The sequence below is a fragment of the Brevundimonas sp. Soil_N_31 genome, from assembly GCF_057655995.1.
The window spans coordinates 27,422-44,173 of sequence record NZ_JBDGLE010000002.1 but is presented as its reverse complement, the minus strand read 5'-3'; the positions used below and the strand labels follow the sequence as shown (position 1 = coordinate 44,173).

Sequence of the window (16,752 nt, the reverse complement as noted above, 5' to 3'; positions counted from 1 at the left end):
TGGCTATATCCGAGGGAGGGCGCACCCTGAGCGCCCCGCCGGTCATCCTCGTACTCACGCAGCGGCGCGATCGAGGGCTTCGATCAACGCGTCGGCCATGGCCCGGTCCGATGCCGGATTCTGACCCGTGATCAGCTCCCGGTCCACGACGACATTCGAAGCGAAGTTCCTGTCGGTGACAGAGACGTCGCCACCGGCCGACCGCAGCGCCTTTTCCATGTCGAAGTAGAGCTCGCCCTCCAGCACTTGCTCCTCAGCGATCTTCTCCTCGCTCGCCGAAAAGACTGTCATGCGGTAGCCCGCGTAGATCCAGTCTCGCGCCAGGTCGGCCGCCCCGGCGTCATCGCCTTCCTCCAGCGCCTTGCGGAAGGCCGGAGCATCCTCGAGCGCGGCGACAACGACCACCGGTCCGTGGCAGAGGAGCGCGGTCGGCTTGGCCGCTGCGTGGAAGTGACGGAGGATCGTGCCCGCATCGCGGTCCACCATGAGGTCGACGATGGGCGCGTGACCTCCCGGCACGAACACGCCAGCAAAGCCGTCCAGACCCTCGTCGACGACCGATTTCAGCGTACGCACGTCGTTCATCGCCGGGTGGCTGGCAAAAAAGTCCTTGGCGCGCTGGAATGCCGTCTCATCGCCGCCAAAATGATCAACCGAAACGGAGACGGCGTCGATGTGCGGCTTGGCCCCATTGGGCGTGGCGAGAACAATATCATAGCCGGCGTCGAGCAGAGCCAGCGCGGGGACCGCCGTCTCGTTGAGATACTGACCGACCGTCGCGGTACCGCCGCCACGCAGACCGATCTGCGTCGCGTTCGATCCAAGAACGAGAACCTGACCCTTGCTCATCTGAACCTCCATGTTCGCGGCGTCGATCACCGATGGACGCTAAATGGGCCTCGTTGACATATTCTAGAAGTTTATCTTTTTGATTTCAGATATAACGCTAACAGGATGACTGTATGCGCTACGATCTGAACCTGCTGCCGATCTTCGTCGCGTTGATGGAGGAGCGCAGCGTCACGCGGGCCGCCGAGCGCATGGGCATGACACAGCCCGCCCTGTCTAACGCCCTGTCGCGCCTACGACTGATGCTGCAGGACCAACTGTTCGTTCGTGAGCGCTACGGCATCCAGCCGACCCCGATCGCGCTCGAACTCTCACCGCTAATCGCCGAGGCACTCGCCCAGCTCGACGACGCGGTCCTCGGTCAGCAGGCCTTCGACCCCGCACAGGCCGAACGGCTCTTCACGATCGCGCCGAACGGCTATGTCGAGTTCGTCATCGTCCCCGCTGTCCTGGCGCGCCTGGAGAAGGTCGCGCCCGGCGTAAAGCTCCGCCTGACGCCTTACGGCAACGATCTTGTGGAAACAGGCGTCGTGTCGGGCACGACGGCGCTCGTGCTGGGCCGCATCGTCGATCCGCCCGACAACCTCGTCGTCCAGCACCTGATGGACGAAGGGCTCGCCTGCGCCGTCCGCGCCGACCATCCGGCCATCGGCGATGCCATGACGCGCGAGCAGTTTGAGACGATGAAGCACGTCAACATCGTGCCGCCTGGCCGGATGCGCGCCGGGCTGTTCCAGGCGCTGGCGCAGCAGCAGCTTAAGCGCGACGTCGCGATTTCCGTGACCAATTTCTTCGCGGTAGCCGAGATGGTGGCGGTGACCGACTACTGCGCCACCCTGCCCTCGCTCATCTGCAGGCGGCTGATGCACGACCCCCGGCTGAAGATCCTGCCCGCCCCGGTCGACCTCGGCAGCTTTCCCGTGGAAATGGCCTGGCACGTCCGCTACCGGCACGATCCCGCACACCGCTGGCTACGGGCGCTGATCGGCGAGGTCATCACCGACTTCAAGGGCAAGACGGCAGCGACAGCCATGCCGTCGCCAGCGTGATGGACGTCTGTCGGCCGCGCGACGCCGGTTGACTTCCGTAAGCGCCCCTGAAGGCTGAGGTTCCTCTTGCGCATTTCCACCGACGCCATCTCACGAAGCGGCATCGGCTCACCGCGGGCGAAGAGATACCGTCGGCGCATCCGATCATGTGTTCGGCCTCATGCCATTCATCGGCTACCGCTTCGCGACGCGCCTGCGCGGCCCGAGGGACCGGCGTCTGCATCTGCTGCCGGGCCAGGAAGCGCGGCTGCTGCTGGCCGCATGAGCGGCGATCCGGTCGCAATCGGGCATGTTGACGCCCATTGGGACGAACTGCTGCGTCTCATTATCTCGATCCGCAGCGGCACAGCCACCGCATCGGCGATGCTGCGCAGATTTTCCGCTTACCCACGTTAGAATGGACTGGCGCTGTCGGGATTAACAGGCCATCGATGAAGGCCTGAGGCATCGCAGACAACGTCGCGCAGATTGGCCGGCTCGCCCGTCGACCGCGCGCCGAACTCCAGCATCACACTGGGGGCGACATAGCCCGATCCGGTTGAGGTCGGTTCGTAGTCGATAAACAGCCGATCACCTTCGACGCGGATCGTCGCCGCCAGACCTTCCGTTGCCAGGGCGTCGGCGATCACTGGCTGCCCGACAGCGCCAACCCATTCTGGTAGCCGGCGACGAACCTCGCTGGACCAGCGCTTTTCCTCGCTTCGTGTTTTCGGCAGGCCCTCGCCATTGTCCCCGACCAGGTCAGGCGCGATGGCCCGGATGTCGTAGGTCAGATCCACATCTTCGGAAAACCGATGGATGACCTGATAGGCTTTCGACAGCGATGTGCCGCCCTTGAACACCAGATGCTCACCAAGCGGCGCCGCGTAGAGCGTGCTCAACGCCACACCACCCAGACGTCCTTTTCGAGCAGATGCGCGGGCCGCCCCGAACGATCAGCCGCGACGCCAAGGGCGTCGCGGCGATCCTGAGCCGAGAGGAGCAGGAAGGTTTTAGCCATAGGCCGCCTTCCCGACACTCTGCGCCAACCATGTCGGAAGCTGCGGCGCGGCCGCCACCAATTCGCCAAATGCACTGGGCGGCAGCTTTCGCTTCAATGTCCTGAGCGCAGTTTCGGCTTTCTCCGGGCCGAGCCAGGCCAAGGCCCGGACAGCCTCTCCCGCCGGCCGGTTGGCCAGAGCCAATTGCCAGCGCGGGGCATGGCGCAATTCCACGACCTGCTTGCCGAGATTCATCTTCCGGCTGCGCCCAGAAGTCAGATAGACCGAGCGAACCGGCACCTGTGTCGTTAGGCCAAGGGCGTTTGCGGCCGCGGCACCGTTCGAGACAATGGTCTCGCCACGCTGGCTGGCAAGGGCCTCCACAGCCTGTTCGACCGACGGCGCGCGCGTCCCGAACCGACTGGCGACCGGGCGGAGATAGACACCGCGCCCAGCCCGGATGAGTTGTCCGCGCTCGGTCAGACGCGACAAGGCCTGGTCCACCGCGGCGCGATTACCGAGATGGAGCAGCCCCTTAGCGGACACAGAAGCGCCCTCGGGCAGACCCGCCATATGCGACAGAATCTGTTCGGTCAGCCGTGTCATTGTCTTTCTCCTGTCAGGAACATACGCAGTTTTCTGACAGTTTTCAGGGAAAGCGCCTTCGGTGCGGAAAAGCACGGACAAGGGGGAAAGCCTTCCCCTGCGGTCGAGCCAAAGGGTCTCGCCCGACCCCTTCTGCGGGGAGATCCCCGCAACGCCCCCATAGAGTGAGAGTGCGGACGGGTTTCCCGTGACGGGTTGAGGGCTGGAGAAGAGGTTTCCGGCGCCCGTCGCGGAGAACCGCGATGTTCAGCAAAAACCACAGTGCCCGCGCCAGTTCAGGCCGGGCGAGCCTCTATGACGACATCACCGACAAGATCATCGCCGAGCTTGAGGCGGGCCGTGCGCCCTGGGTCCATCCATGGGGATCGGCCGCGGTCAAGGCGCCGCTCGCCATGCCCCGCAACGCTGCGACCGGACGGCACTATTCCGGCATCAACGTGCTCATCCTCTGGGGGGCGGTGATCCAGCACGGCTTCCCCGGCCAGAGTTGGCTCACCTTCCGCCAGGCACTGTCGCTGGGCGGCAATGTCCGCAAGGGTGAGCATGGCACGACCGTCGTCTATGCCGACCGCTTCACGCCGGAGGACGAGAAGCGCCGAGCCCGCGAGACCGGCGAGGACGCCGCCGCGATTCCGTTCCTCAAGCGCTTCACCGTCTTCAACGCCGCGCAATGCGACGGCCTGCCGGACAACATCGCCGCCATCGCTCCACCGCCGCCACCCGGCCTCATCGAGCCGCGCGTCGAGGCTCTGATCGAAGCGACGGGCATCGATTTCCGCATCGGCGGCGATCGCGCCTTCTATGTGCCGGCGCACGACTATGTGCAGGTGCCGCCGCCGCAGGCCTATTTCGAGCCGATCAACTGGCACCGCACGGCCCTACACGAACTCGGGCACGCCAGCGGTCATGCCTCCCGACTTGGTCGCGACCTGACCGGCGGCTTCGGCACGAAGAAATACGCCTTCGAGGAGTTGGTGGCCGAAATCAACGCCGCTTTCTGCTGCGCGTCCCTCGGCATCGAGCCGACCGTCCGCCACGCTGATTATATCGGCGCCTGGCTGGAGGTCCTGCGCGAGGACAATCGCGCCATCGTCCGCGCCGCCTCCCAGGCCAGCAAGGCGGCCGATTGGCTGCTCGGCTTCTTGCCCGATGCGGATGTCGGCATGGCCGGCCACGAACAGGAAGTAGCGTGATGGACACACATGGTGAAATCGGCCCACGCAAGGCTTAACAGTCCATTACTGACCTTGCTGTAGACTTCCCCCAGCCTTTGCAGGCAACAGGACGCAGTGGGATTCGAAACTCGTGATGGAAAACACCTTGGGGCCAGATAACGCCATATGGGATGATGGTGAATGGGTGAGCTGGGACGAAATCAATCAGCAAATTCAATATAAAGAGTGGCGCGCGCGCTATCCCAATGCCGACCTGTCGCTTGTATCTGTCTTTGAGTCGCTGATCGGCACCGCCGAGGAATACTACCATCTCACCGGCAGACACCTGCAAGTATATGGTGACATTGGCGAGCTGTATGGCGCAATCACCCATGGAATCAAGCTGCACCGCAATTACGCCAAGGGGTCCGATGGCCGTCTTGGCAATGACTTCGTTGAGGTGAAAACCATCACGCCATTCAAGAATTGTGATGTTGTCGAGATCAATCTTGAGCGCAATTTCAGCAAGATCCTGATCGTGAAGATCAACGCGGATTTTGAGGTGCGAGGCAAGTTGATCGACCGCAAAGCCCTCCCCAAAGGCAAGGTAAGGGGGCACCGGCTACGCATCGACTGGTCGCTTGTGGAAGCGTAGCCGGCGATAGCAAGCCGTACTCCGACATGAATGGATTGTGTGTGACCCAATTAATGGGAGGCCTCGCGCAGCGTAACGATCCTGAAAACCGGAAAGGCGGGAAAGCGGGTCTCCGGCTTCACGCTTTTCCGCTTCTGCGGCGCTGCCCTTCTTAGAGTGAGAGGGCGGCGCTTCGCTTCGTGACGGGTTGGAGGTCGAGAGAGAGTCTCCCGGCCGCCCGTCGCGGAGTAACGAACATGGCGAGTGCCATCCAGAAGATCACCCTGTCGTCAGCGCGCGACATCCCCTTCAACAAGCTGGTGCTGAGCCAGTCCAATGTCCGCCGCGTCAAGGCCGGCGTCTCGATCGAGGAAATGGCCGAGTCCATCGCACGGCGCGGCCTCATCCAGAGCCTCCATGTCCGTCCTGTCCTCGACGCCGATGGCGCGGAGACCGGAATGTTCGAGGTGCCGGCCGGCGGTCGCCGCTATCGCGCACTCGAACTGCTCGTGAAGCAGAAGCGTTTGGCCAAGACGGCGACGGTGCCCTGCGTCATCGGCGACGCCAACAGCGACATCCTCGTCGACGAAGTATCGCTGGTCGAGAACATGGAACGCGCACCGCTCCATCCGCTCGACCAGTTCCGCGCCTTTCAGGCCATGCGCGACAAGGGCATGACCGAGGAGGCCATCGCCGCTGCCTTTTTCGTCAACGTCACCGTGGTAAAGCAGCGCCTGCGCCTCGCCTCCGTCTCGCCGACCCTGCTCGAAATCTATGCCGATGACGGCATGACACTCGAACAGCTCATGGCCTTCACCGTCAGCCCCGACCATGCCCGTCAGGAGCAGGTCTGGGACGCGATCAAGGATAGCTGGCAGAAGGAGCCCTATCAGATCCGGCGGATGCTGACCGAGACCGCGGTTCGCGCCTCAGACAAGCGGGCCGTCTTCATCGGCATCGAGGCTTATGAGGCCGCGGGCGGCGTCGTGTTGCGCGATCTCTTCCAGTCCGACGACGGCGGTTGGCTGCAAGACCCCGTCCTGCTCGACCGTATGGTGGCGGAGAAGCTGAAAGCCACCGCCGATCAGATCGCCGAGGAAGGCTGGAAGTGGATCGAGGTCGCGGTCAGTTTCCCCTATGGCCACGACCACGGCCTGCGTGAACTCGCCGGCGTTGCGGTCGATCTGACCGACGAGGAGCGTGCGACCCGCGAAGCGCTGCGCGAGGAATATGACCGGATCGAAGCGGAATATTCCGAGGCCGACGAGTTGCCAGACGTGATCGATCAACGTCTCGGCGAGATCGAGCAGGCTCTGGAGGCCTTCGAGAACCGCCCCGTCAGCTACGATCAGGCCGACATCGCAATCGCCGGCGCCTTCGTCAGCCTCGACGCTGACGGCTCGCTGTCGATCGACCGCGGTTATGTCCGCGCCGAGGATGAGCCCCAGGCCGAGCCCGATGGCGAGGCGTCCGAGGGCGACCAGCCCGATACGCCGGCCGTCCAACGCGCGGTCATCACCATCGGTGGCAAGCCCGCCGAGCCCGAGGACGATGAGGAAGACGGCATCAAGCCGTTGCCCGAGCGTCTCGTGATCGAGTTGACCGCCCATCGCACCCTGGCGCTGCGCAACGCGCTGGCGGAACATCCGCACGTCGCCATGACCATGTTGCTGCACAAGCTTCTGAGCGACACCTTCATCCACACCAACCCGTCCGGTTGCCTCGAGGCCAATGTCCGCCACATCTTCTTCTCGGCCCAGTCCGAGGAATTGAAGGACAGCCCATCGGCGCAGGCGGTCAACGATCGCCACGAACGCTGGGGGGATCACATCCCCGCTGACGATCAGGCGCTCTGGGCATGGCTGACCGATCTCGATGACGGCACGCGCCTGGAGCTTCTGGCGCTTTGCGTCAGCTACGGCGTCAATGCGCTGTTCGAGCGTCCGAACCCCTATTCCGGCTCGGGCGTCAGCCAGCATGGCCTCGATGTGCGTCAGGCGCAGGCCGACCGGCTCGCACGGGCTACGGGCATGGACATGGTGGCCGCAGGCTGGAAGCCCACGGTCGGCAACTATCTCGGCCGCGTGACCAAGCCCCGCATTCTCGAGGCCGTCCGCGAAGGCGCCGGCGAGCGGGCCGCGCAGCTCATCGACCACATGAAGAAGGGCGACATGGCCAAGGAAGCCGAACGCCTTCTGTCCGACAGCGGCTGGCTGCCCGAACCGCTGCGCCTGGCGTCCATCGATGGCGATCAGTCTGGTCCCGACGATCAGGCCGATGCCGGCGAAGACACCGCCTTGCCGGACTTCCTCACCGAGGACGGCGAGGACGAAGACACCGACGAGGATGAAGTCCAGCACGCCGTCGCCGCCGAATAGCGCGGATCGCGCGGGGCGGCGCCGTTCGTCCCGCGCATCTCACCCCGATCTTCCACACCGCCCGGTCCCACGCTCGACAGCCTGCGCGGCTGTGCCGTGCGGGCCGGGCATTCTCGTCTCAGGAGCCTGTCATGGCCGACTATTTCACCCATTTCTCGTGCCTGCTCGATGTCGGCACGCCCGAGAACGCCGCACGCGCGCTCGACCTCTACAACCGCCTGTCCGAGGCCGGCGCAACGGAAGAACCGCCTTCCGAGGGCTTCCTCCTCTCGATCCAGCCCGAGCATGGCGGCACGCAGCTCTGGATGCACGACGACGACACTGGCGATCCCGAGCGCCTGATCCAGTTCGTGAAGCGCTGCGCCGCAGAGTTCTGTCTGACCGGCCGCTGGGGGTTTCAATATGCCAACACCTGCTCGAAGCCCCGGCTCGACGGCTTCGGCGGCGGCGCGCATGTCCTCGATCTCGCCACCGGGGAGACCGTGGACTGGATCTACACCGATGGCTGGCTCGGCCAGACACTCTCCGACGAGGGAGGCCCGCTATGAGCATTCCGTCCCATGCCCAGAGCAATTTTCAGACGCTGCTGCGCGCTGCCGGTGACGGCAACCTTGCGCTCATGGAATGCCTCGATGCCGTGACCGGCGCTCCGCGTTACGTCATCTGCGCGGTGGGGCGAGATCATGGTGATTTCGTCTTCACGCCCTTCGGCCACCTCGCCGACGGCAATCCCTATGACGCCTACCTGCCGCCCGCCCCCGGCGATCCTGGCGGCTTCATTCATCGGGGCACACCGGGAGAAGCGTCATGATGGACATCGACGCCATCTTCGCCGCCGATTCCGAGCGTCCGCCCGCCGAGCGGTCTCTCCCCTGGCTGGAAACCAGAGACGGCATCACCGTCGTCGTGGAACCCAAGCCCCATTGGGCCAGCGACATGCGGGCCTTCCGGGCCGAGGCTCGCGAATATTGCGCCTATGCCGATTGGACCGCGAACGGCGCGCGCGCCCGGTTCTTCGGACACATCGACACCAGCGGCGATGACCTAATCCGCAAGGCGCGCAGGCTCGTCGCCCGCGAGATCACCGACGGACACTGGGCCTGACCCCTCAAAGCGCCTCTGCCGCTCGGCCGAGGCGCTTTTTTCATGTCGGCAGCGACGTGTTCGAGAGTGAGAGGGCCGCCGGGACGGGTTGAGTCCGTGCGGTCGAGAGAGAGCGCCGTCCGGGCTTCCCGTTCCCGCTCTCCCGAGGTTCCGATCCATGAACATCATGTCGCCCGTAGCCGGTCCGGCTGCGCCCGTTGCCCGCGCGTCCGCCATCATCGCCGCCGCCCATCAACTCCTCACCCTGCTCGAACGCGGCCAGCGGATCGACAACGCCAATCTCCGTATCGCCATGGAAACGGCCTTCGAGGCTTCCGACACGAGCGGCGCCTGGGGCTGGAAGACGGCCTACGAAGCCTGTGAAGGCGCGACCGTCCTGTTCCTGCGCAAATACGGACGGGCGCTTTTCCGTAAAGCCGGCACTCCGGCTGCACGGCTTTCCGCCCTGTCGAAAATCACCGGCCTTCTGCCGACGCACACCCGTCGCTCCGAGGAAGCCCAGGCGCTTCAGCAATTCTCGACGCCGGTCCCGCTCGGCCTCGCCGCTATCGCGGCCGCCGCGATCACACCGCACGACATTGTGCTGGAGCCGTCGGCAGGCACGGGTCTTCTCGCCATCCTCGCCGAGATCAGCGGCGGCTCGCTGCTTCTCAACGAACTGGCGGAAACCCGCGCCGATCTACTTGGCCAGCTCTTTCCAGCCCTTGCCGTCACGCGGTGTGACGCCGCCCAGATCGACGACCACCTTCCGGCGTGCGCCGTCCCTTCCGTCATCGTGATGAACCCGCCCTTCTCAGTGATGGCGAACGTCTCCGGTCGGGTCGCCGACGCCGCTGCGCGTCATGTTGCTTCGGCCCTGGCGCGGCTTGCCGATGGCGGGCGTCTGGTGACGATCACCGGCGCCAACTTCGGCCCCGAGCAACCGGCCTGGCGCGACACCTTCGTTCGGCTTCAGGAGCGTGGCCGCGTCGTCTTCACCGCGGCGATCCACGGCTCGGTCTATGCAAAGCATGGCACGAGCATCGAAACGCGGCTCACCGTCATCGACAAGCTGCCGGCCGAAGACCCGGCCGCGTTTCCCCTGTCCGCTGGCCTCGCGCCCGACGTCGCCACACTGCTCGCATGGATCGAAGCGCAGATTCCACCGCGCCTGCTGGTCGCACTGCCTGACATCGCGCCGCCCGTGTCGGGTTCGGCGCCCCGCACCGTGCGGGGTTATCTCGCGCGCACCGCCACGGAGCGTCCGGCCGCACGCTCCACCATGGATCCGCAGGGCGTTGAACTCGCCTACGACACGATGGACTGGACGCCGCCGGAAGGCGCCCACCTCACGGATGCGATCTATGAAGAATACGGATTGCAGTCGATCCGCATTGCCAGTTCTCAGGCGCACCCCACCAAGCTCGTGCAGTCGGCGGCCATGGCGAGCGTTGCACCGCCCAAGCCCGCCTATCGGCCGATGCTGCCCGCGAACATCACCGATCTCCTGTCGGACGCCCAGCTCGAAACCGTCATCTATGCCGGCGAAGCCCATTCGGACTTCCTCACCGGCTCCTGGACCGTCGATGCGACCTGCGATCTCGTGCAGGCGGCCAAGCCCGATGCCGAAAACGCCGTGCGCTTCCGGCGCGGCTTCATGCTCGGCGACGGCACCGGGGCCGGCAAAGGACGTCAATCTGCCGGCATCATCCTCGACAACTGGCTGCGCGGTCGCCGCAAGGCAGTCTGGATCTCCAAATCCGACAAGCTGATCGAGGACGCGCAGCGCGATTGGGCCGCGCTCGGCATGGAGCGCCTGCTGGTCACGCCGCTGTCGCGCTTCCCGCAAGGGCGGCCGATCGCGCTGTCGGAAGGCGTCCTGTTTGCAACCTATGCCACGCTGCGCTCCGACGACCGTGGTGAGAAGGTTTCCCGCGTCCGGCAGATCGTCGAATGGTTGGGCTCCGATTTCGATGGAGTGATCATTTTCGACGAGAGCCACGCCATGGCCAATGCCGCAGGCGGCAAGGGAGAACGCGGCGACGTTGCCGCCTCGCAGCAGGGACGCGCGGGCCTTCGGCTCCAGCATGCGCTGGCCAACGCGCGCGTCGTCTATGTGTCGGCTACCGGCGCGACCACCGTCCACAATCTCGCCTATGCCCAGCGGCTCGGCTTGTGGGGCGGTGAGGATTTCCCCTTCGCCACCCGCGCCGAATTTGTCGAGGCGATCGAGGACGGCGGTGTCGCGGCCATGGAAGTGCTCGCCCGCGATCTGCGTGCGCTGGGCCTCTATACCGCCCGCTCGCTCTCCTACGATGGCGTCGAATATGAGCTGATCGAGCACGCCCTGACCGACGAGCAGCGGCTTATCTACGATGCCTACGCCAGCGCCTTCGCCGTCATCCACAATCATCTCGACGCCGCGATGCAGGCGGCCAACATCACCGGCAGCCCAGACAGCGGGGGAGCCACACTGAACCGCCAGGCCAAGTCCGCCGCCCGCTCGGCCTTCGAGTCCGCCAAGCAGCGTTTCTTCGGCCATCTGCTCACGTCGATGAAAACGCCCACGCTGATCCGGTCCATCGAACGTGACCTGAATGACGGCCACGCCGCTGTTGTCCAGATCGTCTCGACCGGCGAAGCGCTGATGGAGCGCCGGCTGGCGGAAGTTCCAACCGAGGAATGGAACGATATTCGCGTCGACATCACGCCGCGCGAATATGTTCTGGACTATCTGGCCCATTCCTTTCCGGTCCAGCTCTACGAGCCGTTCACGGATGGCGAGGGCAATCTGTCCTCGCGCCCGGTCTATCGCGACGGCCACCCCGTCGAGAGCCGCGAAGCTGTCGCGCGCCGTGACGAGTTGATCGAACGTCTTGCGTCTTTGCCTCCCGTTCCGGGGGCGCTCGACCAGATCGTGCAGCGCTTCGGCACAGATATGGTCTCCGAGGTGACGGGCCGCTCCCGGCGCATCGTCCGCAAAGGCGAACGCTTCGCCGTCGAAAACCGCGCGCCATCCGCCAACCTTGCCGAGACGGCTGCGTTCATGGACGACCTGAAGCGCATTCTCGTGTTCAGCGAGGCCGGCGGCACCGGCCGCAGCTATCACGCCGAACTGTCAGCGAAGAACCAGCGTCTGCGCGTGCATTATCTGCTCGAACCCGGATGGAAGGCCGACGCCGCCATCCAGGGTCTGGGCCGCACCAACCGCACCAACCAGGCGCAACCGCCGCTGTTCCGTCCGATCGCCACGAACGTCAAAGCCGAGAAGCGCTTCCTGTCCACGATCGCACGCCGGCTCGATACGCTGGGCGCGATCACGCGCGGTCAGCGCCAGACCGGCGGCCAGGGTCTGTTCCGGCCCGAGGACAATCTGGAATCGAGCTACGCCCGCGATGCGCTGCGGCAGCTCTATCTCCTGATCGTTCGCGGCAAGGTCGAGGGTTGCTCGCTGGGTCGCTTCGAGTCTGCGACCGGCCTGAAATTGACCGATGACAACGGCATCAAGGACGAGCTGCCGCCGATCACCACGTTCCTCAACCGCCTGCTGGCGCTGACCATCGAGCTTCAGGGCATCCTCTTTACCGCCTTCGAGCAATTGCTCGACGCCAAGGTGGCCGGAGCCATCGCCAGCGGCGTTTATGATGTCGGGCTGGAAACGCTGACGGCGGAGAGTTTCGTCGTCGCTGAGCGCACGACCATCTACACCCATCCGGCAACGGGCGCGCAGACGCGGCTGCTCACCATCACCGAGCGCCGCCGAAACCAGCCAACCACGCTCGATACGGCGCTCGACTGGCTCGACGATCCGCATGCCCGGCTGCTCATCAACGCGCGGTCGGGACGCGCTGCTGTCCAGGTGCCGGCGCCGTCCATCATGCTCGACGACGGCGAGATCGAACGTCGCGTCCGCCTGATCCGGCCGATGGAACAGCACCACGCAACCCTTGCCATGATGGAAGACAGCCATTGGCAGGAAGCCGCTCGCGACAGCTTTGCAGCGGTCTGGCAACGTGAAGTCGCCGAAGTGCCGGCCTATACCGATGGCGCCATCCACATGGTCAGCGGTTTGCTCCTGCCGGTGTGGAAGCGCCTGCCGAACGAGTCGACGCGCGTCTATCGGCTCCAGACCGATGATGGCGAACGCATCATCGGGCGGCGGGTTTCGCCCGCCTGGGCCATGAATGCCGCCTCGACGGGAACGGCCAACCTCAGCAGCGATGATGCCTACGCCGCTCTGGTGGATGGTCGCACCATCCTCGACCTGGCCAGCGGGCTCCAGCTTCGCCGCGCGCGCGTCATGGGCGCGAACCGGATCGAACTGTCCGGCTTCACCGACATCATGCGGGATCGCCTGCGCGCCTATGGCCTCTTCAGCGAGATCATCTCGTGGAAGCTGCGCTTCTTCGTTCCGGTCGATGCCTCTGGTCCCGCCATCATCGGCAAGCTGCTCGCCACCTATCCGGTCGAGCGGATCAGCGAGCGTGAGGCAGCGTGATGGCTCGGCAGGACGCTTCTGAACTGGCACACAGTCTCGGCCGCCAGGCCGAGGCGGTCTGCCGCCACTATCTCTCCAACGGCCACCGGCAGGGCAACTACTGGCAGGTTGGCGATGCTCGTAATGCCGCAGGCCGCTCCATGTTCGTGCGCCTGCGTGACACACCGAAGGGACCAGCGGGCAAATGGACCGACGCCGCCACCGGCGAACATGGCGACCTTCTCGACATCATCCGGGAATCGCTCGGCCTCATCGACTTCGCAGACGTTGCTCAAGAGGCGCGTACCTTCCTCAGCCTGCCGCATCCCGAACCCGAGCCGGCATCACGCCGCGGACTGGCGCCAGCGCCATCGGGGTCGCCCGAGGCGGCACGCCGTCTCATCGCCATGACGCAACCGATCACCGGGACCATTGTGCAGACCTATCTGCGCGGACGCGGCATTACGCTTTTGCACGGAACCGGAAACCTGCGCTTCCACCCCCGCTGCTACTACAAGCCCGACGATGGCCCGACCGAGACCTGGCCCGCCATGATCGCCGCCGTCACCGACCTCGCTGGCAAGATCACCGGCGCGCACCGCACCTGGCTTGCGCCTGACGGCTCCGACAAAGCCCCCATCAACACACCGCGCAAGGCGATGGGCGATCTCCTCGGCAATGCCGTCCGCATCGGTGCGCCCGGCAGCGTGATGGCGGCAGGCGAAGGTATCGAGACCATGCTGTCGCTCCGGCAGGTCCTGCCCGACATGGCGATGGCGCCGGCGCTCTCGGCAGCACATCTGGCCGCCATCCTGTTCCCGACGACATTGCGGCGGCTCTATATCGTCCGAGACGACGATCCGGCCGGTGACGGCGCGCGGGACATGCTGATCGAACGGGCGAACGCCGAGGGAATCGAGGCCATCCCATTGTCGCCGGCATTCGGGGACTTCAACGAGGATCTCCGGCGGCTCGGTATCGATGCGCTTCGGGCAGGCGTTCGAGTGCAGCTCGCTCCAGAGGACGTCGCGCGCTTCATGGATCTGGCCGCTTAGCCGGAAGGGGCTGACAGGTGGCGCGCAGCCCCCATTCCCGCAACGATGCGCCAGTGACGGCAAAAGGACCGCGCCTCGGCCTTCGAGAGGGCGATCGGCCATCAGCCGGGCCGGATCAGCAATGGCTGCGGCCGACGATTTTCCGGCGGCGCATGTCCACCCCACGCGGCAGGCCGCGCGGGGACCCCGAACCCGCGCCTTTCCATCGCGAAACAAAATCGCCGGCCTTCGCCATCCTCCGCTGGCGCTTCGGCCCTACGCTTCGCTCCGGGTGCAGGTCCGTCCCGCCCGACGGCTTCGTCGCCATGAAGGCCGCGACGGTCGCGGTCCTTGCCGACGGAGCATCCCATGAGCGAGCACGACGACTACGAACCACACCACGAGTCATCCCCGACCGACCATCTTATCCAGGACTTGCAGCTCCACGGCTATCGCCCCTCCGAAGACGAGTTGGACCAGCGCCCGCCACCGGAAGACCGCGTCATCGAAGGCGCCGTCGCCGACATCTTCGACGCCCTGGTCGCCACGATAACCGACACCAGCCTCGACTTCGATCTCCCCGATCTCCTCTGGTCGACCGTCAATATGTTCCACCGCGCCGTGGACCGCATCGAACAGAAGCTCGACGACAACGAGCAGGCGCAAAGGCAGCTTCAGCGCGAACAGGATGGCTCCGAGGTGAAGTCCCTCCAGCTCGAGCGCCTCATCGACATCGGCATGAACCTGATCGACCGCCGCGACGGCATGGAAACCTTCCGCGAAGCCGCCGCTGGACGCTACCTCGTCGCCACCGGCTCACCCTGGTCGCAACGCACCGGATCACGGGTCAACCATCGCAACCTCACCGCGTCGCTGATCGACAGCCGGGATTTCCTCGCCGCCAGGAGGCGCGCAGATACCGAGGTACTCGTACCCGCCGGCCCGAAGATCGCCTTCTCGGGCGGCGACACCGCCGATCACAAGCAGATCTGGGCCAAGCTCGATCAGATCCATACCAAGCACCCCGACATGGTGCTGCTGCATGGCGGCTCGCCGAAAGGCGCCGAAAAGATCGCTTCCCGCTGGGCCGACAGCCGCAAGGTGCCGCAGGTCGCCTTCAAGCCGGACTGGACGAAGCACGCCAAGGCCGCACCGTTCAAACGCAATGACCAGATGCTCAGCATCGTGCCGATCGGGGTCGTGATCTTCCCCGGCACGGGCATTCAGGACAACCTGGCCGACAAGGCCCGCAAGATGGGCATTCCGGTCTATCGGTTCGGCTCGGGCGGCGCGTAAGCGCCGCCGGGACCGGCCGCCTTGAAAAATGATAGCAATTTGTATATTATGCTATCACCGCTATCAAACTTGCAGGAGGGCTATCATGCCCGCAGTTACGATCAGGAATCTGTCCGACGCGACGCACCGCGCCCTCAAGGTGCGGGCGGCGCAGCACGGCCGCAGCGCCGAAGCGGAAATGCGCGACATCCTCGAAATGGCTGTCCGCCCCGATACGCGCCTCCGGCTCGGCACGGCGCTCGCGGAACGCAGCCGCCGCCTCGGCTTGACCAATGAGGATGTCGAGGCCCTCGACCAGGCTCGTGACAAGGCGCCCGCCAAGCCGATGAGCTTCGAATGATCCTCCTCGACACCAATGTCATATCGGAGGCGATGAAGCCCGCTCCCGACGAGGCCGTGCGCGCATGGCTCGACGAGCAGGCAGCGGAAACGCTCTTCCTCTCCAGCGTCAACATCGCCGAGCTGATGTTCGGCATCGGCGCGCTCCCCGAGGGCAAGCGCAAGGAGCGTCTCACCGAAGCCCTGGATGGGGTGATGGAACTGTTCGCAGACCGCGTCCTCCCGTTCGATGTCGATGCTGCGCGCCGCTATGCGGATCTCGCCGTCAAAGCCCGAACGGTCGGGAAAGGCTTCCCTACTCCCGACGGCTATATCGCGGCGATCGCAGCCGCCAAGGGCTTTGCCGTCGCCACGCGCGACAACAGCGCATTCGAGGCCGCGAATGTCACGGTCATCGATCCCTGGAAGGCCGGGCGCTGACATCCGGCCCCCGACAGCGCAGGTGAGGCCAGCCGAGCCGGCGGCAACAGCCCTCGCGGCAAGCAGACAACCCGGTCTCCTGATCGGACGACCACCCCCGCTTCAAGACGCTGATCCTTGGGTTCAGCCGATGGCCTGACGCCATCAACCCGTAAAGGGTCGGACTACGCATAGCGTGCCGCCGCTCCGGCTTCGCCTGCACGGTGATTGCGGCCACCGGCCGAACTCTTCGAGCGCCTGTCAGCGGGGGATGGACCTCCGCTCAAACAGGAGCCAGGTCGATGTCCTTCCAAACCGCTCACGCGTTCGCCTTCAGCCTCGCTACCACCCTGATGGCGGCCATCGTCATCTATCGCGCCGGAGACGGCACGCTCTCCGTCACCCCGGCGTCGGAATATGATGGCGATGAAAACGCCATCGTCGGCGAAATCGACCCCTTCGCCTCATGAGGCG

At 65.2% G+C, this 16,752-nt stretch carries 17 protein-coding genes and 1 pseudogene; 14 read left to right on the top strand and 4 right to left on the bottom strand.

What is annotated here, in order from left to right; translation table 11 throughout:
* Positions 1-54: 54 nt before the first annotated feature.
* Positions 55-849: a type 1 glutamine amidotransferase domain-containing protein gene (locus AC3A3G_RS03145; protein WP_120253501.1), complete on the bottom strand. Its 795-nt coding sequence runs from the start codon at positions 847-849 to the stop codon at positions 55-57.
* Between the two features lie 113 nt (positions 850-962).
* On the opposite strand from AC3A3G_RS03145, the gene AC3A3G_RS03140 reads away from it, so the two are divergent.
* Both AC3A3G_RS03140 and AC3A3G_RS03135 read left to right on the top strand, forming a co-directional pair.
* Positions 963-1,898, top strand: a complete 936-nt coding sequence (locus AC3A3G_RS03140; RefSeq protein ID WP_487487526.1) for a LysR family transcriptional regulator — start codon at positions 963-965, stop codon at positions 1,896-1,898.
* 124 nt (positions 1,899-2,022) lie between these two features.
* Positions 2,023-2,291 (top strand): annotated as a pseudogene (locus AC3A3G_RS03135) (Tn3 family transposase); the annotation flags it as partial.
* Here the strand turns inward: AC3A3G_RS03135 and AC3A3G_RS03130 are convergent.
* From AC3A3G_RS03130 to AC3A3G_RS03120, 3 genes are read right to left on the bottom strand one after another with little or no spacing between them, the layout of a single operon-like run.
* On the bottom strand, positions 2,291-2,779 hold the full coding sequence (locus AC3A3G_RS03130) for a nucleotidyl transferase AbiEii/AbiGii toxin family protein (protein ID WP_487487525.1): 489 nt from the start codon (positions 2,777-2,779) through the stop codon (positions 2,291-2,293). The pseudogene AC3A3G_RS03135 and the gene AC3A3G_RS03130 overlap by 1 nt on opposite strands.
* Positions 2,776-2,898, bottom strand: coding sequence for a hypothetical protein (locus AC3A3G_RS03125; protein ID WP_487487524.1), 123 nt, complete (start codon positions 2,896-2,898; stop codon positions 2,776-2,778). The genes AC3A3G_RS03130 and AC3A3G_RS03125 overlap by 4 nt, the downstream gene beginning before the upstream one ends.
* Complete coding sequence (locus tag AC3A3G_RS03120) at positions 2,891-3,484, bottom strand: DUF6088 family protein (protein ID WP_487487523.1); 594 nt, start codon at positions 3,482-3,484, stop codon at positions 2,891-2,893. Before AC3A3G_RS03120 ends, AC3A3G_RS03125 begins: the two co-directional genes overlap by 8 nt.
* A 242-nt stretch (positions 3,485-3,726) precedes the next feature.
* On the opposite strand from AC3A3G_RS03120, the gene AC3A3G_RS03115 reads away from it, so the two are divergent.
* From AC3A3G_RS03115 to AC3A3G_RS03060, 12 genes are all read left to right on the top strand, one after another.
* The gene (locus AC3A3G_RS03115) at positions 3,727-4,677 is read left to right on the top strand and encodes an ArdC family protein (protein WP_487487522.1); all 951 of its coding nucleotides are present in this window, start codon (positions 3,727-3,729) and stop codon (positions 4,675-4,677) included.
* A 115-nt stretch (positions 4,678-4,792) separates the two neighbouring features.
* On the top strand, positions 4,793-5,293 hold the full coding sequence (locus tag AC3A3G_RS03110; protein WP_064332273.1) for a hypothetical protein: 501 nt from the start codon (positions 4,793-4,795) through the stop codon (positions 5,291-5,293).
* Between the two features lie 236 nt (positions 5,294-5,529).
* The gene (locus AC3A3G_RS03105; protein WP_487487521.1) at positions 5,530-7,650 is read left to right on the top strand and encodes a ParB/RepB/Spo0J family partition protein; all 2,121 of its coding nucleotides are present in this window, start codon (positions 5,530-5,532) and stop codon (positions 7,648-7,650) included.
* Between the two features lie 131 nt (positions 7,651-7,781).
* Positions 7,782-8,198 (top strand): hypothetical protein, encoded by a 417-nt coding sequence (locus AC3A3G_RS03100; RefSeq protein WP_487487520.1) that lies wholly within the window; start codon positions 7,782-7,784, stop codon positions 8,196-8,198.
* Positions 8,195-8,461 carry a DUF6117 family protein gene (locus AC3A3G_RS03095; RefSeq protein WP_064332276.1) on the top strand — a complete coding sequence of 89 codons (267 nt, stop codon included), beginning with the start codon at positions 8,195-8,197 and terminating at the stop codon, positions 8,459-8,461. Before AC3A3G_RS03100 ends, AC3A3G_RS03095 begins: the two co-directional genes overlap by 4 nt.
* Entirely contained in the window at positions 8,458-8,754 is a 297-nt protein-coding gene (locus AC3A3G_RS03090; RefSeq protein ID WP_064332277.1) for a hypothetical protein, read from the top strand. The genes AC3A3G_RS03095 and AC3A3G_RS03090 overlap by 4 nt, the downstream gene beginning before the upstream one ends.
* A 157-nt stretch (positions 8,755-8,911) precedes the next feature.
* Entirely contained in the window at positions 8,912-13,231 is a 4,320-nt protein-coding gene (locus AC3A3G_RS03085; protein ID WP_487487519.1) for a strawberry notch-like NTP hydrolase domain-containing protein, read from the top strand.
* Positions 13,231-14,265: a DUF7146 domain-containing protein gene (locus AC3A3G_RS03080; protein WP_487487518.1), complete on the top strand. Its 1,035-nt coding sequence runs from the start codon at positions 13,231-13,233 to the stop codon at positions 14,263-14,265. The genes AC3A3G_RS03085 and AC3A3G_RS03080 overlap by 1 nt, the downstream gene beginning before the upstream one ends.
* A gap of 348 nt (positions 14,266-14,613) precedes the next feature.
* Positions 14,614-15,540, top strand: a complete 927-nt coding sequence (locus AC3A3G_RS03075) for a DUF2493 domain-containing protein (protein ID WP_487487517.1) — start codon at positions 14,614-14,616, stop codon at positions 15,538-15,540.
* An 85-nt stretch (positions 15,541-15,625) separates the two neighbouring features.
* Complete coding sequence (locus AC3A3G_RS03070; RefSeq protein WP_012110103.1) at positions 15,626-15,880, top strand: FitA-like ribbon-helix-helix domain-containing protein; 255 nt, start codon at positions 15,626-15,628, stop codon at positions 15,878-15,880.
* Positions 15,877-16,299: a PIN domain-containing protein gene (locus AC3A3G_RS03065; protein ID WP_487487516.1), complete on the top strand. Its 423-nt coding sequence runs from the start codon at positions 15,877-15,879 to the stop codon at positions 16,297-16,299. The genes AC3A3G_RS03070 and AC3A3G_RS03065 overlap by 4 nt, the downstream gene beginning before the upstream one ends.
* A gap of 281 nt (positions 16,300-16,580) precedes the next feature.
* Complete coding sequence (locus AC3A3G_RS03060; RefSeq protein ID WP_012110101.1) at positions 16,581-16,748, top strand: hypothetical protein; 168 nt, start codon at positions 16,581-16,583, stop codon at positions 16,746-16,748.
* Positions 16,749-16,752: the final 4 nt, after the last annotated feature.

Bases quoted from the DNA above. Each gene is read 5' to 3' on its own strand.
- AC3A3G_RS03125 (WP_487487524.1), bottom strand. From the start codon at position 2,898: ATGGCTAAAACCTTCCTGCTCCTCTCGGCTCAGGATCGCCGCGACGCC.
- AC3A3G_RS03120 (WP_487487523.1), bottom strand. From the start codon at position 3,484: ATGACACGGCTGACCGAACAGATTCTGTCGCATATGGCGGGTCTGCCC.
- AC3A3G_RS03100 (WP_487487520.1), top strand. From the start codon at position 7,782: ATGGCCGACTATTTCACCCATTTCTCGTGCCTGCTCGATGTCGGCACG.
- AC3A3G_RS03060 (WP_012110101.1), top strand. From the start codon at position 16,581: ATGTCCTTCCAAACCGCTCACGCGTTCGCCTTCAGCCTCGCTACCACC.
- AC3A3G_RS03115 (WP_487487522.1), top strand. From the start codon at position 3,727: ATGTTCAGCAAAAACCACAGTGCCCGCGCCAGTTCAGGCCGGGCGAGC.
- AC3A3G_RS03070 (WP_012110103.1), top strand. From the start codon at position 15,626: ATGCCCGCAGTTACGATCAGGAATCTGTCCGACGCGACGCACCGCGCC.
- AC3A3G_RS03095 (WP_064332276.1), top strand. From the start codon at position 8,195: ATGAGCATTCCGTCCCATGCCCAGAGCAATTTTCAGACGCTGCTGCGC.
- AC3A3G_RS03080 (WP_487487518.1), top strand. From the start codon at position 13,231: ATGGCTCGGCAGGACGCTTCTGAACTGGCACACAGTCTCGGCCGCCAG.
- AC3A3G_RS03090 (WP_064332277.1), top strand. From the start codon at position 8,458: ATGATGGACATCGACGCCATCTTCGCCGCCGATTCCGAGCGTCCGCCC.
- AC3A3G_RS03085 (WP_487487519.1), top strand. From the start codon at position 8,912: ATGAACATCATGTCGCCCGTAGCCGGTCCGGCTGCGCCCGTTGCCCGC.
- AC3A3G_RS03140 (WP_487487526.1), top strand. From the start codon at position 963: ATGCGCTACGATCTGAACCTGCTGCCGATCTTCGTCGCGTTGATGGAG.
- AC3A3G_RS03145 (WP_120253501.1), bottom strand. From the start codon at position 849: ATGAGCAAGGGTCAGGTTCTCGTTCTTGGATCGAACGCGACGCAGATC.
- AC3A3G_RS03075 (WP_487487517.1), top strand. From the start codon at position 14,614: ATGAGCGAGCACGACGACTACGAACCACACCACGAGTCATCCCCGACC.
- AC3A3G_RS03105 (WP_487487521.1), top strand. From the start codon at position 5,530: ATGGCGAGTGCCATCCAGAAGATCACCCTGTCGTCAGCGCGCGACATC.
- AC3A3G_RS03065 (WP_487487516.1), top strand. From the start codon at position 15,877: ATGATCCTCCTCGACACCAATGTCATATCGGAGGCGATGAAGCCCGCT.
- AC3A3G_RS03110 (WP_064332273.1), top strand. From the start codon at position 4,793: ATGGAAAACACCTTGGGGCCAGATAACGCCATATGGGATGATGGTGAA.